16 protein-coding genes and 1 tRNA gene are annotated in these 22,315 nt (G+C 39.6%); 11 read left to right on the forward strand and 6 right to left on the reverse strand.

Features of this window, described 5'->3' with window-relative positions:
- Positions 1 to 121: 121 nt before the first annotated feature.
- Positions 122 to 1,591, forward strand: a complete 1,470-nt coding sequence (locus ACQFX9_RS13725) for an aldehyde dehydrogenase family protein (RefSeq protein ID WP_427162506.1) — start codon at positions 122 to 124, stop codon at positions 1,589 to 1,591.
- Between the two features lie 158 nt (positions 1,592 to 1,749).
- On the opposite strand, the gene ACQFX9_RS13730 is transcribed toward ACQFX9_RS13725, so the two are convergent.
- Positions 1,750 to 1,821 (reverse strand) — tRNA-Cys (locus ACQFX9_RS13730).
- Positions 1,822 to 2,469: 648 nt separating this feature from the next.
- Between ACQFX9_RS13730 and ACQFX9_RS13735 the strand changes: the two genes are divergently transcribed.
- Both ACQFX9_RS13735 and ACQFX9_RS13740 read left to right on the forward strand, forming a co-directional pair.
- Positions 2,470 to 3,264, forward strand: coding sequence for a phosphodiesterase (locus ACQFX9_RS13735; RefSeq protein WP_427162507.1), 795 nt, complete (start codon positions 2,470 to 2,472; stop codon positions 3,262 to 3,264).
- 117 nt (positions 3,265 to 3,381) lie between these two features.
- The gene (locus ACQFX9_RS13740) at positions 3,382 to 4,077 is read left to right on the forward strand and encodes a type 1 glutamine amidotransferase (protein WP_427162508.1); all 696 of its coding nucleotides are present in this window, start codon (positions 3,382 to 3,384) and stop codon (positions 4,075 to 4,077) included.
- Between the two features lie 40 nt (positions 4,078 to 4,117).
- On the opposite strand, the gene ACQFX9_RS13745 is transcribed toward ACQFX9_RS13740, so the two are convergent.
- On the reverse strand, positions 4,118 to 5,791 hold the full coding sequence (locus tag ACQFX9_RS13745; protein WP_427162509.1) for an alpha/beta hydrolase: 1,674 nt from the start codon (positions 5,789 to 5,791) through the stop codon (positions 4,118 to 4,120).
- A gap of 598 nt (positions 5,792 to 6,389) precedes the next feature.
- On the opposite strand from ACQFX9_RS13745, the gene polA reads away from it, so the two are divergent.
- Together polA and ACQFX9_RS13755 are read left to right on the forward strand one after the other, a co-directional pair.
- Positions 6,390 to 9,317, forward strand: a complete 2,928-nt coding sequence (polA, locus tag ACQFX9_RS13750; protein ID WP_427162510.1) for a DNA polymerase I — start codon at positions 6,390 to 6,392, stop codon at positions 9,315 to 9,317.
- Between the two features lie 28 nt (positions 9,318 to 9,345).
- Positions 9,346 to 10,317, forward strand: coding sequence for an alpha/beta hydrolase (locus ACQFX9_RS13755; protein WP_427162511.1), 972 nt, complete (start codon positions 9,346 to 9,348; stop codon positions 10,315 to 10,317).
- 133 nt (positions 10,318 to 10,450) lie between these two features.
- On the opposite strand, the gene ACQFX9_RS13760 is transcribed toward ACQFX9_RS13755, so the two are convergent.
- Complete coding sequence (locus tag ACQFX9_RS13760) at positions 10,451 to 11,083, reverse strand: Uma2 family endonuclease (RefSeq protein WP_427162512.1); 633 nt, start codon at positions 11,081 to 11,083, stop codon at positions 10,451 to 10,453.
- A 437-nt stretch (positions 11,084 to 11,520) separates the two neighbouring features.
- Here ACQFX9_RS13760 and ACQFX9_RS13765 point away from each other — a divergent pair, with 437 nt between their 5' ends.
- A complete protein-coding gene (locus ACQFX9_RS13765) occupies positions 11,521 to 12,507 on the forward strand; it encodes a choice-of-anchor A family protein (protein ID WP_427162513.1) in 987 nt (328 codons plus the stop codon).
- A gap of 88 nt (positions 12,508 to 12,595) precedes the next feature.
- The gene (locus tag ACQFX9_RS13770; protein ID WP_427162514.1) at positions 12,596 to 13,636 is read left to right on the forward strand and encodes a Gfo/Idh/MocA family protein; all 1,041 of its coding nucleotides are present in this window, start codon (positions 12,596 to 12,598) and stop codon (positions 13,634 to 13,636) included.
- A 105-nt stretch (positions 13,637 to 13,741) separates the two neighbouring features.
- Here the strand turns inward: ACQFX9_RS13770 and ACQFX9_RS13775 are convergent, their stop codons facing one another.
- Entirely contained in the window at positions 13,742 to 15,739 is a 1,998-nt protein-coding gene (locus tag ACQFX9_RS13775) for a sensor histidine kinase (protein ID WP_427162515.1), read from the reverse strand.
- Positions 15,740 to 16,097: 358 nt separating this feature from the next.
- On the opposite strand from ACQFX9_RS13775, the gene ACQFX9_RS13780 reads away from it, so the two are divergent.
- The 3 genes from ACQFX9_RS13780 (at position 16,098) to ACQFX9_RS13790 (ending at position 18,725) form a co-directional block, all read left to right on the forward strand.
- On the forward strand, positions 16,098 to 16,781 hold the full coding sequence (locus ACQFX9_RS13780; protein ID WP_427162516.1) for a RibD family protein: 684 nt from the start codon (positions 16,098 to 16,100) through the stop codon (positions 16,779 to 16,781).
- Between the two features lie 274 nt (positions 16,782 to 17,055).
- Positions 17,056 to 18,243: a GNAT family N-acetyltransferase gene (locus tag ACQFX9_RS13785; protein ID WP_427162878.1), complete on the forward strand. Its 1,188-nt coding sequence runs from the start codon at positions 17,056 to 17,058 to the stop codon at positions 18,241 to 18,243.
- Between the two features lie 98 nt (positions 18,244 to 18,341).
- The gene (locus ACQFX9_RS13790; RefSeq protein WP_427162517.1) at positions 18,342 to 18,725 is read left to right on the forward strand and encodes a DUF4346 domain-containing protein; all 384 of its coding nucleotides are present in this window, start codon (positions 18,342 to 18,344) and stop codon (positions 18,723 to 18,725) included.
- A gap of 205 nt (positions 18,726 to 18,930) precedes the next feature.
- Here ACQFX9_RS13790 and psb32 read toward each other — a convergent pair whose 3' ends face one another.
- Entirely contained in the window at positions 18,931 to 19,650 is a 720-nt protein-coding gene (psb32, locus tag ACQFX9_RS13795) for a photosystem II repair protein Psb32 (protein WP_427162518.1), read from the reverse strand.
- A gap of 127 nt (positions 19,651 to 19,777) precedes the next feature.
- Here psb32 and ACQFX9_RS13800 point away from each other — a divergent pair, with 127 nt between their 5' ends.
- Complete coding sequence (locus tag ACQFX9_RS13800) at positions 19,778 to 20,638, forward strand: hypothetical protein (protein ID WP_427162519.1); 861 nt, start codon at positions 19,778 to 19,780, stop codon at positions 20,636 to 20,638.
- Here the strand turns inward: ACQFX9_RS13800 and ACQFX9_RS13805 are convergent.
- On the reverse strand, positions 20,613 to 21,929 hold the full coding sequence (locus ACQFX9_RS13805; protein WP_427162520.1) for a site-specific DNA-methyltransferase: 1,317 nt from the start codon (positions 21,927 to 21,929) through the stop codon (positions 20,613 to 20,615). The genes ACQFX9_RS13800 and ACQFX9_RS13805 overlap by 26 nt on opposite strands.
- Positions 21,930 to 22,315: the final 386 nt, after the last annotated feature.

Genomic DNA, 22,315 nt, shown 5'->3' on the forward strand with positions numbered 1-22,315 from the left:
GGAAGTACATAGTAAAAAATGCTTTCTCTTCCCATTCCCAATGCTTAATTCCCAATGCCCAATACATACGACATTGCGCTAAATTCATAAGAGCAACTGTTAGTATTTTTGGATCGGTCTGATGGTTACAGCACAAGAACCAAAACAACAGGTAAACATTGGCGCAACTCGGCTGCTAATTAATAATGAGTGGGTGGATAGTGTTAGCGGTCGCAGATTTGAGACAATTAACCCAGCCACAGGTGAAGTCATCTGTGAAGTCGCAGAAGCAGACGCGCCAGATGTAGACAAAGCCGTAAAAGCAGCGCGTCAGGCTTTTAATAGCGGAGAATGGTCGAAACTATCAGCGACTCGTCGGGGAGAGTTGCTTTATAAGTTAGCTGATTTAATAGCAGAAAATATTGATGAGTTGGCGCGGTTAGAAACCCTAGACAACGGTAAACCACTGCGCGATTCTGTAGAAGATTTAGAATTAGCGATCGCCTGCTATCGTTATTATGCAGGTTGGGCAGATAAGGTACAAGGTAAAACCATCCCCATTAGTGGCCCTTACTTCTGCTACACTCGTCATGAACCTGTGGGCGTAGTCGGTCAAATTATCCCGTGGAATTTTCCTCTAGTCATGCAAGCTTGGAAATTAGCCCCAGCTTTGGCTACAGGTAATACAGTAGTTCTCAAGACGGCTGAACAAACACCATTATCAGCATTGCGTGTGGGAGAGTTAATTGTTGAAGCAGGTTTTCCCCCTGGTGTCGTGAACATATTATCAGGATATGGCCCGACTGCTGGAGCTGCGATCGCTCATCACATGGATGTGGATAAAGTCGCCTTTACTGGTTCTACTCAGGTGGGACATTTAATTATGGAAGCGGCGGCTAAAAGTAACCTTAAGCGTGTCACTCTAGAACTAGGCGGAAAAAGTCCCAACATCGTCTTTGCTGACGCTGATTTAGACGCTGCCATTGAAGGCGCACAGAATGCCATATTCTTTAATCAAGGTCAATGTTGCTCTGCTGGTTCACGGCTATTTGTAGAAGCAAAATGTTATGACGAGTTTGTCGCCAAAACCGTAGAAAAAGCCAAAAATAGAATTGTTGGTGATCCTTTTGATAGCAATACACAACAAGGGCCGCAAGTAGACAAAGACCAATTTGATAGAGTCATGAGTTATATCGAATCAGGGATGCGAGAAGGAGCGCAAATGTTATGCGGCGGAAATCGTGTCGGAGATAGAGGTTTCTTTATTGCACCCACCGTATTTGCTGATGTCCGTGATGAGATGCAAATTGCTCAAGAGGAAATCTTTGGCCCGGTGATGAGTATTATCAAATGCCAAGATATCAACGAAGTCATTCAACGGGCAAATAACACCATATACGGACTCGCCGCCGCCGTATGGACAAAAGATATTACCAAAGCTCATGCGATCGCGAATAATGTCCGGGCTGGTACAGTATGGGTAAATTGCTACGACGTATTTGATGCAGCCGCACCCTTTGGTGGCTTTAAACAATCAGGTATCGGGCGTGAACTCGGTGAATATGGCTTACAACAGTACACCGAAGTTAAGACTGTGACTATCAAGTTGTAGATTGGATATATCCAGGACTTACGCCAGTGTCAGTTAGTTTAGTATCAAATGTGTTTCAGGGGTAAAAAACCTCTATCTTACATTTTTAACCCCAGTTGTTTATCATAAAAACAACAAAACCCTTGATTTCAAGGGCTTTAGGGGTTGATATTTCTCAAAGGCGACACCCGGATTTGAACCGGGGGATAAAGGTTTTGCAGACCTCTGCCTTACCACTTGGCTATGTCGCCATATCCATATTTATCTATACTATCAGATTATCAGCGAAATTGACATTCCTGCTCTAGAAAATTTTTCCTTTGTATTTCTGAAACTTCCTGATCTGCTGCTAGCAACTCTTGGCTGGGGGAAAATGTTTTCAGTGTGAGTTGGCTAGTAGTTCACCAACCCAAAATTGCTAGGCTAAGGCAAGCTGTTCTTGAGCAGGGGAAGCAGGGGGAGCAGGGGGAGAAAGAGATTTTTTTTGCTGCTATTAACCTTACAAAGTTCTCTTGGCAGACTACTAGCAATTTCATAAACACTTAACAACTGCCATATCTTCTGACCAAAACCGGATTTACACTTCTAGTTAATGTATAAGTGTTGTAAGCTACAAAAATCACATAATTTCTATCTTAGGATAGATTGAAAAATTAAAAAACTAGTATGAATAACAATTTATACAAAAATTTTGCTTTTATTTATGTGTTATTGCTTAAAAAAGGAAAGGTTGTTTTGAGCCGTTAAACATGACGCGTGAAGGTAAATAATGTTATTTGTGCTGTTAAATGTAAGTTTTATAAACAAGCTATTTTTTGACAACCGAGAAAAATGATATTGTCTCCACAACAGACAAAGGAGAATCACATATTAATAACCAAAAATCCCTAAACGTAAAAATGAATCAGGCTTCTCCTATATCAGTTGCTCAAGTGACGGATCTACATCTGTTGGCAACGGAAAACTGTCAACTGCAAGGGATACAAACTACAGAGTCATTGCAAGCGGTGATTCAACGGTTGCAAGAGTTGAGAGAGGAACTAGATTTAGTCTTACTTACGGGAGATTTGTCGGAGGATGGTACGCCTCAATCTTATGAAAACCTGCAATATCAACTAAACACACTCAAAATACCAACCTATTGGCTACCAGGGGATCATGACTGCGCGATCGCAATGGATAAAATTTTGAATCAAGGAATGCTATCGCGACGCAAGTCTTTTCAAAGGGGGGGTTGGAATTTTATTTTGCTAGATTCTTCCTTACCTGAGCATTGGTATGGTTATCTGTCGTCTACAACTCTAGAGTGGCTCAACTCAGAACTACAAATTCTTGGTAACTACCCCACCTTAGTAGCTTTACATCATCCGCCTTTTCCGGTTAACTCGGTTTGGTTAGATGCTAGTGGTTTGCAAAACCCTGAAGAGTTGTTTGCAGTTTTAGATCGTTATCCCCAAGTAAAATTAGTCTTATTTGGTCATATTCACCAGGAATTTCAGCACCAGCGTCATCAAGTTGACTATTTTGGTACTCCCTCAACGTGCTTTCAGTTTCATTCCCAAAGTCCAAGTTTTGCTATTAATCAAGATTTTCCTGGATTTCGTCTCCTAAAACTCTACCCTGATGGTAGGTGGGAAACTAGGGTAGAAAAAGTACCTTATCCGTTTCCAATTACGTCAACAGCTACGATTTGACACTCCCCTGCCTAAACAAGTTTTGCTTTCGCTCACTTGCTTAAAGCGTAAGTCCTGTAAACTTTATAATCTTAGCAAAGATGATGAAATTTACAGCCAGATATTGGGGGGTTATCTATGAAAATTCATTACTTGCAGCACGTTCCCTTTGAAACACCTGCCAGTATTGAGAATTGGGCATCAAAGCATAAACATTCTCTTTTAGCAACTAGATTTTATGCTCAAGATTCCTTACCACCTATTGAGGATTTTGATTGGTTGGTGGTGATGGGTGGGCCGATGAATATTTATGAAGATGAACAATATCCTTGGTTGACACAAGAGAAGCGATTTATTGAACAAGCGATCGCAGCTAATAAGACGGTAATTGGGATTTGTTTAGGTTCACAATTGATTGCAGATGTTTTAGGCTCTAAAGTTTATCCAGGAGAGTATAAGGAAATTGGTTGGTTTCCGATTGAATTAACAGAGGCTGCACAAGACTCATCTATTTTTGGGGATTTACCACAGAAATTCACAGTTTTTCATTGGCATGGTGATACATTTGATTTACCATCTGGTGCAACTAGATTAGCCTATAGTGCAGCTTGTCAAAATCAGGCTTTTATTTATGATGAAAAAGTTTTAGGTTTACAGTTTCACTTAGAGTCAACACCAGAGAGTGTAAGTCAAATCATTGACAATTGTGGTGATGAACTTGTTGATGGGAAATATATCCAACAAGCTTCAGAAATGCTAGCTACAGCAGATAATTTCACTCAAATTAATACTGTGATGTTTAGTATTTTAGATAAACTAGCGAGTAATTTATGATTTTCCGTAGTAAGGAATTATATCCTTACTACCATCCTATTCATCGGGGAGGAATATTGTTAGATTCACTCCCTAAACTTTGCGCTAATTCAGTAAAACTCAGAGACTGAACTATTCTTAAACCAAGAGAATTTCGAGAAATAGTTTTGGCATAAGCTGCACTTAAATATGGAGTGTATTGAACATTATTGGCTACATAGTTTTGAAAGAAAGGTAAACTCAAAGTATTGATGTAGCGGCGTGCTTGTGCTGCATCTCCTACTAACTCCTGTGGTAAGGGGATTTGTTGACTGTTGGGGTTACTATTCCCGATGGTAGTGAAGTGAGTTCCACCGACAAGTATGGCGAGATATTTTTGGGAATTAGCTAGCCAAGAAAAAGGTAATATTTGTTCATACAAAGCTGGTGCAATGGTGTCTTCACTGCTGCTAATCAACATTACAGGAACTTTCACTTGATTCATTCCCGCTTTGCCAAAAATCGAACTAGTGATGGGATTAACCGCGATCGCAGCTTTGACTCGTTTATCTTGTAAACTATCTGGTAAGGACTTATTTTTCATCTCTAAGGCGCGACACTGCACCAATAAAGACAAATTCCACGTTTTTTTGAGTTTTCCTGGTTGACAATCTCGTTGTAATTGCTCAAAGTTAATTTTTGCACCAGCTAAGGCTAAAGCTGTGTAACCGCCTAAAGATTGTCCAAATACACCTACTTGTTGCAGATTTAATTTACCTTTAAACTCAACATCAGACTGGTTTTTGGTTTCCAGTTGATTTAAAACATACTTGATATCTAAAGGACGATTTTGAAATTCTGCGGCGGAGATAATATCTTGGTTTTGTTTTACATTGTCTGTGGGATGGTTGGGAACAACTACCGCCAAACCGTAAGATGCTAAATGAGTCGCCAAATATTCAAAGTTACTGCTGTTAGAACCTAACCCATGTGAAATCACGATTACAGGTGCATTCTGTTTAGTTTGGGGAAGGTAAACATCAGTTAACAATAGGCGATTCCGTGTAGAGTCAAAGAACCGCAGTTGATATTTCTGTGATGTGATTTTTCCAGGGTGGCTTAAATCTGCTAGTTGGGTTAAACCCTTGCTATTGTAAATGTTAGCGGCTTCCTGATTCGATTTATTGGTAACGAGTGCGATCGCCTGTTGGGTTTGATTAACGATTTGTTCTAGTTCGCTGGCGATCGCTAAACTTTGGGGTAAATTAATGTAAACGCCGTTAGTAGGATATTTACGTAATATGTTTAATAACGTTAACCCTTCCGGTTCATTAGCTGCTGACACTAACGCTGAACGCAAGGTTTTTAAGTCGGGTTTCACTTGCGTAGTTCTGCTTTGAAGAACTTCCCCCAAGCGTCGCAGTAAAAATTCCCCTTGGGATGTGTGCAGAAATTGCGACAACATCGCAGGGCTAACTTTGATAGGATTAGATAAAATTTGTCGTAATTCTTGAAATTGCTTCGGCGACAAATATTGTTGATAAACGGCTAATTCTGCATTTACTGTACCTGTTTGGGCATAGGTTTCTAAACTAGCCACAGAAATAGATAATTCCAAACCAGAATAAGATGTAAATACCCTTTCTGCTGCCATAGCATGATGACTAACTCCCAAGGTGGGGAGTAATGTTGATAGAGCTAGCAATAGTGAATGTTGACTGACTTTGCTAGTCCACTTTTTTAATAGAGTATTCATTGCTCAACTGTTTTGATGGTGTAAGGCTGATTTTTGGTAGAGATGCTGACACCCCAGTTGATTTACGCAATTTGCCACGGAAATGCGATCGTTTGTAGAGTTAGACCATATTTATAAAGTAAACGCTAAGTAGTAGGGTGTCTAAAGTAGTGCATTAGATTAAAAAAAATTAACCGCAGATGAACGCGGATTAACGCGGATAAAATCGATTTTTTAATGCAACATTTAAGGCTTGCTACGCTACTATAAATTTCAGGTTTACTTTATAAAGTATCTCTCAGTGATATTCATTTCCGCTCAGGATTTAGATTTTAGTGATTGCTTGAATGGTGTTCATTCACTGTAGAATATAGAGATTTAAATATTGATTATTTACTTGTATTTTTGTCTAAGAACAGGAATAAAAACAATATAATAAATCCCAAATTAAAAAACTAAAATCTAAGATTTAAATCAATTTAGCAAGTATCTAGGTAGAAAAAGATTCACCCTTGCAGCGACTAGATTTGATGCTGGAAACTAACGAAGATAATAATAACAGATGTTAAAAACTGCTGCCTCAGTAGATTCGATGTAGCTTTCTAGCTACAATATGGCTATGTCTCAAACTCCTGTTACTCAAACTACTACCCGTCCTACCTTCATCCTTGTCGATGGACATTCCTTAGCCTTTCGTTCTTACTATGCTTTCGCTAAAGGACGAGATGGGGGATTGCGGACTAAAACCGGAATTCCCACTAGTGTATGTTTTGGCTTTCTCAAATCGCTGTTGGAAGTCATGGATACACAACAACCGCAAGCAATGGCGATCGCATTTGATTTGGGTTTACCGACTTTTCGCCACGAAGCTGATGATACATATAAAGCCGATCGTCCGGGAACACCAGAAGATTTTGTCCCAGATTTAAAAAATCTACACGAGTTATTGCAAGGTTTTAACATTCCCATTTACACCGCGCCTGGTTATGAAGCTGATGATGTATTGGGAACATTGGCGCAAACAGCCACTGCGGCTGGGTATAAGGTGAAAATTTTAACAGGCGATCGCGATTTATTTCAACTCATCGACCCCGCCAAGGAAATCACCGTCTTAAATTTTAGCCCTGATGCACTTAAACGCGTTACAAATAATAATGGCATCACGGAAGTTAGTACAGAACAAGTTAAAGAAAAACTGGGTATTTTACCTACACAAGTAGTAGATTTTAAAGCCTTGTGTGGCGATAAATCAGATAATATTCCCGGCGTGAGAGGAATAGGAGAAAAAACCGCCGTTCAATTACTTAATGCTTACGAATCGTTAGATAATATTTACACCTCTATTAATGAAATCAAAGGCGCGACGCAAAAAAAACTCATCGAAGGAAAAGCAGACGCATATAAATCTCAATACCTCGCCAAAATAGTTACAGATGTCCCTCTAGAAGTAAACTTAGCAGATAGTCAATTGCAGGGTTTTGATGATACTATTCTCGTTCCTATTTTAGAGAAATTAGAGTTTAATTTATATCTCAAGAAAATCAACGCCTTACAACAAAAATTTGGGGGACAAGTTGCAGAAGTAGCAGAAGTATCTACTACAGATACAGAAGAAAATTTTGCAGATGATACCGATTTTTACACCTTAGCGGAAACACAAGCCGCACAACAAGAAAAAATAGATTCTCCCATTCAGCCGCGCATTATTAACAGTGAATCAAAATTAATAGAATTAGTTGCAATATTACAAACATTTACTAACCCTCAAACTCCTGTTGCTTGGGACACAGAAACCAGTGATTTAGAACCAAGAGATGCAGAATTAGTCGGGATTGGTTGCTGTTGGGGAAATGCACCCGATGAATTAGCTTATATCCCCATCAATCATCAAAAGGGAGAGAATTTAAATAAAGATATTGTACTTAAAGCTCTAAAACCAATTTTGGAAAGTGAGCAATATCCTAAAACATTCCAAAATGGTAAATTTGACCGCTTAGTATTTCGCACCCAAGGAATTAACCTAGCAGGAATTATTTTTGATCCCATGCTAGCTAGTTATGTTTTAAATCCCGATAGAAGCCATAATCTCACCGATTTAGCCCTGCGTCATTTGGACTTACAATTAACTAACTATGAAGAGTTAGTCCCCAAAGGTAAAACCATTGGTGATATTAGTATTCCTGCTGTAGCTAATTATTGCTGTTTACAAGTACACGCTACTTGGAAGCTTGTGGCTAAAATGCGTGAGGAATTAGATCAGATTCCTGCTTTATCTAAGTTACTAACAGAAGTAGAACAACCCCTAGAAGCTGTTTTAGCCACAGTAGAATATACAGGAGTTCGCATTGACTCTGAATATTTAAAAGAACTCTCTCAGCAATTAGAAACGGATTTAGCCAAACTGCATGAACAAGCCACAGAAATTGCTGGCGAAAACTTTAATTTAGGTTCGCCTAAACAATTGAGCCATATATTATTTGAAAAGTTGGGACTAAGTACCAAATATTCGCGGAAAATTCAGACTGGTTATTCTACCGATGCAGCCACTTTAGAAAAACTCCAAGAAATTGATGAAACTGGGTTTGTCAATGCGATTATTGAGTATCGGACTCTTTCCAAATTAAAATCTACTTATGTAGATGCTTTACCTGCGTTAGTCCGCAAAGATACTAACAGAGTACACACAAATTTCAATCAAACATCTACATCTACAGGTAGGTTATCTTCCTCTAATCCCAACTTGCAAAATATCCCCATTCGGACGGCTTTTAGTCGCCAAATTCGCAAAGCATTTTTACCCGAATCAGGTTGGTTAATGGTAGCGGCTGATTACTCACAAATTGAGTTAAGAATTTTGGCACATTTGAGTCAAGAACCTGTTTTAGTACAAGCCTATCAACAGAATGAAGACATTCATACTGTGACAGCTAAACTAGTTTTTGAAAAAGAAGATATTACAGCCGATGAACGCCGAATTGCTAAAACGATTAATTTCGGTGTAATTTATGGCATGGGTTCGCTAAAATTCTCTCGTTCCACAGGGATTGATAAGAACGTCGCCAATGAATTTATTAAACGATTTAATAGTCGCTATCCAGAAATTTTCGCTTATCTAGAAGGAGTGAAAAAACAAGCTATATCTCAAGGATACGTCGAAACTATCCTTGGTCGTCGGCGGTATTTTGAGTTTACTAATCAAAGTTTAAGTAAATTCAAAAATAGCAACCCAGAAGACATTGATTTAAGCAAATTAAAAAATCTAGGTGTTTACGACGCAGGTTTACTGCGTTCCGCCGCTAACGCACCAATTCAAGGTTCTAGTGCAGACATTATCAAAATTGCAATGGTGCAACTGCATGAAGTTCTACGCAACTATCAAGCGCGATTGTTATTACAAGTACATGATGAATTAGTCTTTGAAGTTCCCCCTGATGAGTGGGAAGAATTACAACCGAAAATTAAATCGGTGATGGAAGGTGCAGTAAAATTAAGTGTGCCGTTAGTAGTGGAAGTAAGAGCAGGCGAAAACTGGATGGAAACGAAATAATAGGAAATGACAAACTTTGTAATAGAATATGATGATTTACGGGGCTGATGAGATTAATTTTGCAGGTGTGAGAGGCGATCGCTATTGGTTCTATGAGCCTTATCCTTATACTGGGGTAAGTGATATCGACGAACAATTAAGCGGCTTTCCGGTAGCAGTATTTTTACCACAACATCGCCCCAGACACCACACACCTTTAGTCATCGGTTTACAAGGGATGTGCGCGCCTTATAGCTGGAATGCTTTCATAGTCCCTACTCTCACCCAAATGGGTATAGCTGTGGCTTTATTCGATACCCCCTTAGCTGGTGAACGCAGTTTAGTACGCACCTTTACAAGTTTGGCACAGAACGAAATTAAACCCCTACTTGATAGAGGAATTGCTTTTGATACCGCCATGCTGTTGTCGATATTTCGCAGCACAGCCAATGATATCGCCAAAGTCAGAGAATTTTGTGGCGATCGCTATGGACTTTCTGACCCCAGACTGGCATTATTTGGGGTGAGTATGGGTGTATTGCTATCCGCCTATGCTTTCACAACCAATGGTTTAGGAGAGAGGTTACTAGGAACTATTGGTCATGCAAATTTGCCATCTTTTGCGAAAAGTTGGGGATATAATTTTTTACCAGATATTGCTGCGTCTCCTGTAGGGGGAATAGCGGAGTCAATTTTAGACAGATTGCAACCTGATTTAACACCTGTAGTCAAACTTTTGCAACTAGCTAAAAACCTCAAATATCAAGATGAATTTGCATGGGAATGCAATCCCATAAACTATATTGAAAATGTAAAATTACCCCGTAGAGTGCGTTTTTTAATTGGTGCTAATGACCCAATGGTCAATATTAAAGATGCTCAAAATTGCGCCCAAAAGTTTCCTGATGGTGCTTGTTATGTCGTTCCTGGAATGGGACATGGAACAAGACAATGGGGTGCAACTTTTGTTGATCATGTGCGTTATTTCTTAGTTACACAATTAGCAGACTGGCAAAGCTGAACTTCGTTAAAAAAATAGTTTGTAGTGGGGACTTTAGTCCTCATCTAAGGACTAAAGTCCTTACTACGAACTTTTCTTACTTCACACAACCCAGATTTTAGCCTTATCTGAACTGTATTGGCTTATCATCTATCTATTTTCCTATCTGATTCCTCACCCATTCACGAAATAATTTCACCAATTCTAAATAGTCCATTGTCTCAGCTTGTTGTAAAAACTTAGCAATTTCTGGAATCGGTAAATTAACAAAAAACTGACTATTTGTACAAGTAATATAGGCATTATTTTGTAATTGTTTAATTACTAAAGATTCACCATTATAAATCCAAACTTCTGCGACACCCAAATCTGCATAAACTTGGAGACGATTTTGAGAACCACTAGTGACATCAATTTCCACAACTAAATCGGGTGCGGGATCTTGTACTAAGTCCAATCGTTTTTTTCCCCGAACTAGGGCAATATTACGGATGTAAAAACATTCGTCCGGTTCTGCACCACTTATTTCAGGACGTTTCAATGTGGTTGAACCCAACGGTTCTATACTTATTTCCAGTTCTTCTGCAATTGTCTCCACAAAACGTCCTGCAACTTTTTTAAACCTTTCATGTTCTGGGGAAGGGGACATAATTTCTAGATTCCCACGATTATAAGTCAACCTGAGACGGCGATCGCTTAGTTCTGCCAACAGCGTCTCATAAGTCTGCCAGCTAATTCCCGATAGGTGAATCATTTCATGCGGTGGTGTCAGCAATGTCGCAGTCATAGGTTCAACCGAAAATCTCTTGGTTTTATTGTAGAGGATGGAACAAAATAATTTGTCATTGAAATGGGCAAGGGGGCAGGGAGAAAGAGGGTTTTAGCTTAGTTCCTCTTTATTAAGATACGGGAATCATCATCATCTTTGATTCCTGTAAGGCTAGGTAGCCCTCTATTCCCTATTCCCTACCTATCGCGCTTGCGCTGCGCTTCTCTGCGAGACGCTTTGCGAACACGCACCACGTAAGTAATTTCAATCATCAATTCAAATTCCTAAATTACTATTGATTAATTATATTTTTAGCAAGAATTTAAACAGTAAATATACACAAACATAATTAATTTTTCCATTGATATTTTACCTAAGAATTCACACCATCTTTTTAGAACATTTATTCAATAAACAGTAAATTAGTATCGTCATGATTTGGCGACACTAAGACTATGCTAAAAAACCTTAAATCTACACTCACACTCATACCATTGTCCTTGGGAACACTTGCTATAACTGGATTTATCCAACCAGCGATGGCTGTTAATTTAGGAATAGCACAGGACTATAATGTCTTTGTATTTGGAAACATGAATCAAAGTTCAGATTCCGAAGGTCGCGTTGCTGTGGGAGGGAATGCAACATTCACTAATTTTGGTATTGCAGACCGTCTGACTAACTCCAATGGGACAGATACTCGTCTAGTCGTTGGTGGCAATTTAACTTACAATAACGGTCAAATTTTTGGCGGAAATGCCGTTGTTGGTGGAACTGTTAATACTCCCGTTTATTTCAATTGTTCTCCTAATTGTGGTGTTAAATCAGGTCAATTGATTGACTTTAATGCTGCACGTCAAGAATTAACTAATCTTTCTGGATATTTGGGTGGATTAACCTCAACAACTACTACCGAATATAAATGGGGCGGGATTATCCTCACAGGAAACAACAGTGATTTGAATGTTTTTACAATTGATGGTTCTAAATTTTCCAGCAGCAGTTACTTAAACTTGAATGGAGTGGGTAGTAATTCCACGGTAATTTTGAACATTCTAGGAAGTAGCGTTGATATTAAATATTTTGGATTAAATTTGGGTGGCGCAAATAAACAAAACGTCTTGTTTAACTTTGTGGATGCTACTCAAATTAGCACAACAGGTTTTTCATTCCAAGGTAGTGTATTGGCGACCAAAGCGAATGTTAGTTTCTCTAATGGAAATGTAGAAGGAACTTTAGTAGCTTCCTCACTATCTGGTACTGGTGAATTCCACAATGTACCGTTTAAAGGTAATCTTCCTAGCCCACCAAAACCACAACCGCCCACTGAAGAACCAGAACTAGAAGAACCAGAAACAACCGCAGTTCCAGAACCAGGTATGGTTTTCGGTCTATTTTTCCTCGGAACTGTAGCAAGGTTTTTCCGCCGTTCCAAAGTATAGATAAATCTTGAATTTTCCCCAGGGCTTGACGCTGGCTCAATTAGCAATGACCATTAACTAATAACCAATGACTAATAACTAATAACTAATGATTAACATTGCTGTTGTTGGGGTTGGACGCTGGGGAGTGCATCTACTGCGGAACTTTTTAGCACTACCCCAAGTTAATGTCGTGGCGGTAGTAGATCCGCACGCAGACAGGTTGGCGGTAGTGCAGCAGCAATTTAATTTAGATAAAAATATTTTATTGACAACCAATTGGCAAGATTTACAGCAATTATCAGACTTGACAGCAGTTGCGATCGCTACACCAGCAACTACCCATTATGCTTTAGTTAAAGATGCTCTTAACTGGGGTTGTCATGTTCTAGCAGAAAAGCCTCTAACTCTTGAACCAGGAGAATGTCAAGAACTTTGCCAATTGGCAGATCAGCAAAAATTAATCCTCATGGTTGACCACACCTATTTATTTCACCCAGCCGTTGCGGGAGGAAAAACCGTAGTCCAAGCAGGTAAATTAGGTGATTTGCGTTATGGTTATGCAGCCCGTACCCATTTAGGCCCTGTGCGCCAAGATGTTGATGCACTGTGGGATTTAGCCATTCATGATATTGCCATCTTTAACAACTGGTTAGGTCAAACACCCACCAGCGTCCAGGCTACAGGTAAAGTTTGGTTGCAAAGTGAAGGTAACAAAGAAATTAACCACTTCCCATCAGGATTAGCTGATTTAGTCTGGGTAACACTTACCTACCCAGATGGATTTCAAGCCCATATTCATCTATGCTGGTTAAACCCTGATAAACAGCGTCGGTTAGCTGTGGTAGGTAGCCTTGGTACTTTGGTATTTGATGAAATGTCACCATCATCACCCTTAACTTTATTACACGGTGAATTTGAACGTCAGGACAATCTATTTTTACCGATAAATCAAAGCCAAGAAACGCTGGAATTAGAGAAAGGAGAACCTTTAAACAGAGTTTGCAGCACCTTTGTCTCATCCATCCTGCAAAACACCCCACCCACAATTTCGTCAGGTTGGGTAGGTACAGAGTTAGTTAAAATTCTTTCTGCACTTACTACTTCTCTTAATCAAGGCGGACAAGAAATTTGTCTTAATGGTCAATAGTCATTAGTCATTAGTCATTAGTCATTAGTCATTAGTCATTAGTCATTAGTCATTAGTCACAACTCATTACTCATTACTAAGCACTCAGCACTCAGCACTCAGCACTCATTTCTGAACGGGTTGAGGAGTTAATTGGGATTGATTGGACTTATACAAAGTATTTCCATGAACTAGAGTTGGTTCTGAGTGTGGGGTATAAGTATTTTCATGGGGAACTTCCAGATTTTCTAAACTTTCTTCTTTGACTGGTGTGGGTTTTGATATTTCAATCAGAGGTAAAGTAATCTTTACTGTAGTGCCTTGATTGATACCTGCACTTTCTAGGGTGATTGTACCGCCCATCAGTTCTATTAAGTTACGGGAAATGGCTAACCCTAAACCTGTACCTTCGCATTTGCGGGTGTTATTACCATCTACCATGACATAGGGACGAAATAGTTTTTGCTGTTGAGATGGTTCGATTCCTAAACCTGTATCTGTGATGGTGACGGTAACTTGAGATTTACCACTATTCTTATGTAAAGACGTGGAAATGGTGATCCCGCCTTCATCGGTGAACTTAGTGGCGTTCCCAATGATATTGATGATTACTTGTTTGAGTTTGGCTGCGTCTGCTTTGACGGGAATCGATTCTGTTCCTAAACTAGTTTTGAGTTGCAAACCCTTATGTTGAACATTTACTGATTGTAAATTAATCACTTCTAGTAAGATTTGTCTCAAATCTAGGGGTTCTGTGACTACGGAAAGTTTACCCGCTTCAATTCTCGAAATATCTAGTAACTCGTTAATAATTCCTAGTAAATGAATAGCCGTTTCATCAGCACGTTCGAGAAATTCTAGTTCTTCTTCTCGACTGTCACACATATCATCTTTGACAAAGCGGATGGAGTTGATAATAATGTTTAGCGGATTGCGTAGTTCGTGGGAAGTTGTGGCTAAAAATTGACTTTTAATTTGATTGGCTGTTTTGGCTTCTTTCCAGGCAGTTTCTAATTCTTCTGACCAAGCTTTGAGGCGATAAACCATTTGGTCTAAGGCTTGTGATAGCTGGTTAAATTCACGAATCTGGAAGTTATGGGGGATGGGATTGGCGGCGTGGTGGCTATGAATATTTAAAGCATAGTCTCGTAATGCTTCAACGGGGTTAGCTAAATAGGGGGCTAAATACAACGATGCTAATAAACTCGCACCAATTAAACCCACGGTTAAAACAATCAGAATTAGTTTGATTTCTTCTAAACCTAATAGGGCGTTATCTACAGTTGTAACTGCTAGAACTACCCATTTTTTGGCTTTTTGTTTAGTGATGGGATCATTAATAGCTGTATAACCGGCAACTAACTCTTTACCATCTCGAAAAGCTAAATTGATGGACTCATTTTTGCCGGCGATCGCATTTTTGACAATGCTGTTAAGTTGGGCTGCATCTGGATGTTCTCTGATATTGCTACCGACTAAATCGGCTACAGGATGGGCTAATATCGTTCCATCTTCAGCAATGACTAGAGTTGAACCAGTGAGAGAACCTGCTTGCGGTTTAGTTTGTTCGTATAACGCTGATTGCAAACTCAAAGCATACCGCAATTCCCCAGAACCATTGTCAACTGGTGTAGAGATAACTAATTCTAGTTGTTGACGCGGATTTTTGGATCTGGTAGTTCCTGGCTTTTGAGGCGGGACAGTGCGGATTTCTACTCCATCCCTGGGAAAAGGTAACACAATTTTGGCGATCGCTTGATTACCACAACTACTAGCCACAATTTCACCATTCTGCACATTAGTCAACTGCAAGCACTCGACGTATTTGGGTAGTTGTTGCGTCAATTGGGCGAGAAATGTTTGAATTTCCGTTGGTGATCCCGACTGCACAACTGTGGTGCGACTAGCGATTAGTAAACTAGTTTTCAGATTTGCGATCGCATTAACAATTTTTTCCCCTTTGATTACAGCACTATCAGTCAAATTTTGTCGTGCAGTTTTCAACAAACTAGAACGGGCTTTATTCAAAGCTGCTAGCTGTCCGATAAATAAAACAGGCACAAACAGCAACAAAATTCTCGTTACTAAAATACGTCTAAAAGATGATTGACGGGGATTAGCCATCGAGCGTCTCACTTCACAACTGCAAAACCACAACAGCCTACATATGTAAATAAACCGGCCAAAGGAGACATTTTATGAATTTATCCACACTTTGTAATCAGCCCCCAAAGGTATCAAAGATGGAATGAATAAACAGCTATGAGCTATACCAAAAATTTTAGTGGGTAGATGTGAGATGGACTTGTGCTGCATATTAATCAAGTATCGCTGGGAATAATTTCCAATCAAAAGGACAAAATTTATATTTAATTCACCGTGCCATGATGCCGTCACTTGCTACTGCTCAGGGATATGGTATTTTTGTTTCTGCCATCATCTACAAGTTAAGTTCCAAAAACTCCACCCGTAAATTAACCCAATGGTGCAAAATCGTCCACATACGACAGTAGTTTTAGCCATGAGTGCAGATGGCAAAATAGCAGATTTTCGGCGATCGCCTGCTCGATTTGGCTCAAATGTAGATAGAACACACCTAGAACAACAGATTGCTGCTGCTGACGCTGTATTATTGGGTGCAGGTACAATCCGGGCTTATGGCACAACAATGACCATATCACAAACGACGCTCCTGCAACATCGACAGCAAGAAGGTAAACCTACCCAGCCGATTCATATAGTTACTACACACTCTGGTCAGATAAATCCGGAAATTCGCTTTTTTCAGCAATCAATTCAACGCTGGTTATTGACAACGACCACAGGCGCGCAATTTTGGCGACAAAGACCAGAATTTGCCAAAATTTTAGCTTTTACTACACCAAAAGGCAAGCTTGACCTACTCGCCGCTTTACAAGAGTTAGCCTTTTTAGGTATATCACGCTTGCTAGTCTTGGGTGGAGGAACATTAGTAGCTTCTATGCTGGAGTCAGACTTAATAGATGAATTATGGCTGACGGTTTGCCCATTAATTTTAGGTGGTGAAACTGCACCGACACCAGTAGAAGGACAAGGATTTATGTCTCAACTAGCTCCTCGGTTGCAACTTTTAGAAGTGAAAACCATTGACCAAGAAGTTTTTCTCCATTATCGCCTGCAACGATAAGGTAGATTAGATTACGCTATTGATTGGGAATGGGGCATTGGGCATTGGGCATTGGAAAAAATCTACCTTGTCTACCTTGTCTACCTTGTCTACCTTGTCCCCATTCCCTATTCCCCATTCACCAATCCCCAGTCCCTATTCCCCATTCCCCATTCCCCAGTCCCCAATCCCCAGTCCCCAGTCCCCAGTCCCCAGTCCCCAACCCCCAGTCCCCAATCCCCAGTCCCCAGTCCCCAATCCCCAGTCCCCAGTCCCCAACCCCCAGTCCCCAAAAATGGTAGAAAAACTCAAGCCGCGTTATTCTAGCGTTTGGATCAACAAAGTTGCAGAAGTCCCTCAAGATGCTTGGGATGCTTTAGCCTTACCCCTGAAAACTCCTTTTTTAGAGTGGAATTGGTTGCATAATCTGGAAAGTTCCCACAGTGCTACAGCTAAAACTGGTTGGCTACCCAATCATTTAACCCTGTGGCGCGACAGAACCTTGATTGCTGCTGCTGTTTTGTACCTGAAAGGCCATAGTTATGGTGAATTTGTCTTTGATCACCAATGGGCAGAGTTGGCAGAACGTATAGGTGTACAATACTACCCGAAACTTTTGGGGATGACTCCATTTACACCAGCTGAAGGTTATCGATTTTTAATTGCACCAGGGGAAGATGAGGCGGAAATTACCGCGATGATGGTACATGAAATTGATGCTTTTTGTATCAAAAATCGGATTTCTGGCTGTCATTTCCTCTATGTTGATCCCGAATGGCGACCAGTTTTAACACAAACAGGTTTCACCCCTTGGTTGCATCATAGTTATATCTGGGAAAATTCAGGATTTGAGAATTTTGATGATTATTTGGCAGTGTTTAATGCTAACCAACGTCGCAATATTAAACGAGAACGCAAAGCCGTAGAAAAAGTTGGCTTAAAACTCAAGCCTGTAACTGGGGATGATATTCCTAAATCTTTGTTTTCCTTAATGTACGATTTTTATGCTGATACCTGCGATAAGTTTGGTTGGTGGGGAAGTAAATATCTGACAAAACAATTTTTTGAGCAGTTACACCATAATTATCGCCATCGAGTGGTATTTTTTGCCGCTTATAGCGAAGAAGATGAACGTCACCCCGTGGGAATGTCCTTTTGCTTATTTAAAGACGATAGATTATACGGACGCTATTGGGGTAGTTTTCAAGAAATCGATAGTTTACATTTTGATGCTTGCTATTATGCACCGATTGAATGGGCGATCGCTAACGGTATCCAATTATTTGATCCCGGTGCAGGCGGCAGACATAAAAAACGCCGTGGATTCCCTGCTACGCCTAATTACAGTTTGCACAGATTCTATAATGGTCGTCTGTCACAGATTTTATTGCCCTACATTCACGAAGTAAACCAACTAGAACAGCAAGAAATTGCCGCCATTAATGCAGAGTTACCTTTTAGTAAACAAAATCCATCAAACTAGTAATTGTCAATTAATTGGTAACTGTTAGCTGAGAAAGATTTACACTTGATCTGTAGTGTAAAAACTCGGAATAGATAAATTTAGTTTTGAGACCGATTATGGATTTGATATTAGAAAATTTGGCGGCAATTGATGATAGGCTTTCTCAGCGTCACATTGACCTTGATCCCTATGGATATTTCATTATCTATTTAGACAGGGCAGAAGGTTTAATCTATGCCAAACATTTTACAAACATCATTGATGACCGTGGTTTAGCTGTAGATCCCGTAACCGGAAAAGTCATTCCTGCTAAGGGTAAGGTGGAACGCACCCACACCACAGTATTTAGTGGGAGAACAGCCAAAGAATTAAGTGTGAGAATTTTTGAAGAAACTCAGCCCTGTCCTGTCAGTCAGCTAGACCACGCTGCTTATTTAGGTCGTGAATTTATCCGCGCAGAAGTAGCTTTAGTCACAGGGCAAGAGTATATCCAAGACTAAGGCAAAAGTAAAAAGGAAAAAGGCAAAAAAATCTGGAGTTGTATCAATGCCGGATGAATTAAGCTTTCTTAGCAAAGTAAACTAACGATTTTTTGCGCCTTTGCGCCTACTCTGCGAGAACGCCTTGCGGCGAATGCGCGAAACATCAATCATCCCATTAATCAGCAACGCCCTTTTTTCTTTTGTCTTTTTCCCTTTGCCTTTCCTACCCTTCCGACGATGGTTGAACTGCCAAATAAATATAGTAAGTCGCCATTGGGATAATAGTGGCGGCGATTAACAGTCCCACTACCCAAGCTGTGGCGTTACCTTTGTCAGTTTCTTCAGCCTTTTTGAAAGTTCCTTCTACCTGTACTTTGTCAACGATTTGCGGGGGGCCGGGATCAGGTTGACCGGAGAGAACTGCAACTAGGCGATCGCTAGCATCCAAAAATGCCTGATTATATTTATTACCATCGCGCAAGGGTGCAGCTAATGTTTCTTCCGCTACACTGATTGCAATCTCATCTGTTAGCAGAGATTTAACTTGCTCCCCAGAAATGATTGCTGTACCGTTAGTTACTGTATCCAGCACTAACAAAGTTTGATTGGCTTTAGCTTCTGGAGTCGGAAACCATCTATCAAACAGTGATTTTGCAAAGCTGTCTGGAGTTTCACCGTAATCTAAGCGACGAATTGTCACAAATCTGACTTCGTTTCCTGTTTTCTTCGCCAAGTCATCAAAGTTACCACTAATCTGACCTTCATTGATACGGCTGATAACTTCACCTTGGTCTACAACCCAAGTAGAATCACCTGCTGTCAGGTTGGGTATTTGATAAACACCCGTAGCTAATGCAGAGGTGGCAAATAACGAAGAAGCTAAAATTACCGTCAGTATCGGTAAGATGAGCCTGATAAAAACTTGGTTGAGGAGCTGCTGCATTTGATAATCCTATAATACCGATTAGCATCAAAAATACTATACAACTAATGTCAAAATCACTTACTCCATAGATTGATCTAGTCAAACAACTTACCTCAGAATTCGATCAAGTTTCAGGAGATACCCCTTGACTTCATTTGCTGACTATCAAAATAGAGCTTCTCAATACATTACTTTCATCGACTCCCAATTTTATCCAGACTATCTTGATGAAGCAAAAACTATTTATAGCAGCGTCATTGATCAGTTTACAGAATTAGTTTACCTAGCCAACAGCTCGGCTAATTTGCTGATCCGTATTGCGGAAACACCTAACCCATCACGCACTCAGTTACTAAGAGTTTTTCGCAAATACGTATCACCAGACACATCTGTTGAGATGTTAAAGGTTAAGAAAAAAATCACTAACATCATAGATGATTATGGGCATAGATTTAGAACAATAGAGGAAATTAGAGCCAATTTAGCTAGTCGTCCTAACCCTGATGAAGCACTCATGGCTATTCTGATGGAATATAAAAGCCGTGGGCAGAAAGGATACGAACTCACAGAAGCATTTTTCTTATGGTTTGAGTCAAATTTTGCTGATGATTACTCAATTCAAGGGCCGGCGCGTGCTGGTAGAGATGTTATGCTAAATGAAGTTTTACCAGATTGGGAGACAAAAACACCAGCAGATATTCTCATTTCCCGTCATGATCAAACACCGCTAGTAATAGGCTTTGCTCGTTATGATTCCGATAGAGGAGGAGCGCAAGAGGATGATCGCACCGGAGGAAATAGAGATAAAGTTAGCGATATTCTCAGATATGCTGGAGGATATAAATTACCTCTAAAAGTCTTTTTTCTCAATGACGGGCCTGGACTTACACTTGGTTCTATGTGGAATGACTACGCCGCTTTAGAAAAATACGGTCAAGGAAGAGTTATGGTGTGTACACTCAAAATGCTAGATGAAAGATTTACCAGAGATTGGCTTGAAAGTTAAGTTTACTATGCCAATCTTTAATGCAGCTTTCTGGAATATTTTGTAAATCTGACGCTATCTCCACATATAAATCAAGTCCACTATGTAAAACGCGGTTGCTGTCTAATAAGGATTGTTGTTTTGACTGCATACCATTAATTTTAATAAAATCACCCATTGCTTCAGTACCTCTGGCGAGGCGATGAACGGTAGTTTCTATTGCTAGTAGTGAATTATCAATACCTATCCATTGTCTTTCTAGTTCTTCTGCAACTGCGATTGTTGTACCACTTCCAGAAAAAGCATCTAATACTATATCTCCTGGATTAGAAGAGGCAAGAATAATACGCTTCATCATTTCTGAATTCTTTTCAGTGGGATAACCTGTAATTTTGATATTTTGATTATGGGCATCTTTGAAATCAAGCCAGATATCTTGGACTGGAATTCCTTTACTATTGTCAAGATAAACCTTTCTTCTGGGATTACCGGTAGGAGACCAATAAATTTCACCTCTAGCATCCATTTCATCTAAGGTTTCAGGTTTATACTGCCAATGTTTACCAGGAGGGGGAAGCATCCCACGCCAGGGTTGACCAGTAGCACCATTTCTTGTTCCTGGAGCATGAATAGGAACTTTTTTATAATGTCTTCCTGTTTCTTCTTCTATATATTGATATTCTTTTTTAGAAGTACCGTCTGTCCACGCTTCAAAGGATTGATTCCACACATAACTTGCAGTTTTTGTATAAAACAAAATATAGTCTGAAATATTGCCATATTGTTTTTTTGTATAGTTTTTAGGATTACATTTTTTTCTTGTAATCCAATTGCGGAAATTTTTAGAACCAAAAATCTCATCCATCAAAACTTTTGCAGGAAAAGCCATATTATCATCTAGATGGACGTAGATAGAACCATCATCAGCCATTAGCTCTCTGAGCAAAATTAATCTTTGACGCAGAAATTCTAAGTAATCAGCCCCACTAATGACATCATGATAAGCATGATTTTGTTTTCTAGATTCAAAATCACCACCTGTGGCATAAGGTGGATCAATGTAAACTAACCTTACATTACCAGCAATATTATCGTCATCTAATAAAGCTCTAATAACTCTTAAATTTTCACCATAAATTAATCGATTTTTCGGCTGTTTTTCAACGCTAGCAACACATTGCAACTGTGCTGGAGAAATATTTAAAATCTCTTCAAATGCTAATTTTCCCTCATAATCTAGCCTAAAAGATATGGCGTTACTGTTTTTTGAAGTGCTGTTGTGTTTGAATCTGCTTGGTATTCCGGTCGCCATCTAACTTTCTGTTATTGTTTAGTAGTTTGTATATTGACTCACGAGTAAATTATGAAAATTGCAACTGTGAAAATTCAAGATTTTTGACCATAATTTTGTTGTTTTTGACCTGTTGCGTGACACCTTTCGTGGCAATGTTATCTGATGCAATTGTCTAATCTCACCTATCTAATTAGCGGTCAAAAACTTTTTACTCTCTATGATGTCATTTTCTAGAGTGATGGAGCTATGTCACTTAGATTACCATCACGGTATTTTACATCTAAGATGTTTGGATTGCAACTACCGTCTCTTAGAATACACACAGTAACCAAGTACGACCAAGAAAAAAGCGATCGCTCTTCATCACCTAAGATGCTATTTCTGATATCTTAACTAAGATACTT

The organism is Aliinostoc sp. HNIBRCY26 (genome assembly GCF_050235535.1).
Classification (GTDB): Bacteria; Cyanobacteriota; Cyanobacteriia; order Cyanobacteriales; family Nostocaceae; genus Trichormus.

Excerpts from the sequence above, each read along its gene's own strand:
- polA (WP_427162510.1), top strand. The coding sequence starts at position 6,390 with ATGTCTCAAACTCCTGTTACTCAAACTACTACCCGTCCTACCTTCATC.
- ACQFX9_RS13775 (WP_427162515.1), bottom strand. The coding sequence starts at position 15,739 with ATGGCTAATCCCCGTCAATCATCTTTTAGACGTATTTTAGTAACGAGA.
- psb32 (WP_427162518.1), bottom strand. The coding sequence starts at position 19,650 with ATGCAGCAGCTCCTCAACCAAGTTTTTATCAGGCTCATCTTACCGATA.
- ACQFX9_RS13790 (WP_427162517.1), top strand. The coding sequence starts at position 18,342 with ATGGATTTGATATTAGAAAATTTGGCGGCAATTGATGATAGGCTTTCT.
- ACQFX9_RS13780 (WP_427162516.1), top strand. The coding sequence starts at position 16,098 with ATGGTGCAAAATCGTCCACATACGACAGTAGTTTTAGCCATGAGTGCA.
- ACQFX9_RS13805 (WP_427162520.1), bottom strand. The coding sequence starts at position 21,929 with ATGGCGACCGGAATACCAAGCAGATTCAAACACAACAGCACTTCAAAA.
- ACQFX9_RS13735 (WP_427162507.1), top strand. The coding sequence starts at position 2,470 with ATGAATCAGGCTTCTCCTATATCAGTTGCTCAAGTGACGGATCTACAT.
- ACQFX9_RS13765 (WP_427162513.1), top strand. The coding sequence starts at position 11,521 with ATGCTAAAAAACCTTAAATCTACACTCACACTCATACCATTGTCCTTG.
- ACQFX9_RS13755 (WP_427162511.1), top strand. The coding sequence starts at position 9,346 with ATGATGATTTACGGGGCTGATGAGATTAATTTTGCAGGTGTGAGAGGC.
- ACQFX9_RS13785 (WP_427162878.1), top strand. The coding sequence starts at position 17,056 with ATGGTAGAAAAACTCAAGCCGCGTTATTCTAGCGTTTGGATCAACAAA.
- ACQFX9_RS13745 (WP_427162509.1), bottom strand. The coding sequence starts at position 5,791 with ATGAATACTCTATTAAAAAAGTGGACTAGCAAAGTCAGTCAACATTCA.
- ACQFX9_RS13760 (WP_427162512.1), bottom strand. The coding sequence starts at position 11,083 with ATGACTGCGACATTGCTGACACCACCGCATGAAATGATTCACCTATCG.
- ACQFX9_RS13770 (WP_427162514.1), top strand. The coding sequence starts at position 12,596 with ATGATTAACATTGCTGTTGTTGGGGTTGGACGCTGGGGAGTGCATCTA.
- ACQFX9_RS13725 (WP_427162506.1), top strand. The coding sequence starts at position 122 with ATGGTTACAGCACAAGAACCAAAACAACAGGTAAACATTGGCGCAACT.
- ACQFX9_RS13740 (WP_427162508.1), top strand. The coding sequence starts at position 3,382 with ATGAAAATTCATTACTTGCAGCACGTTCCCTTTGAAACACCTGCCAGT.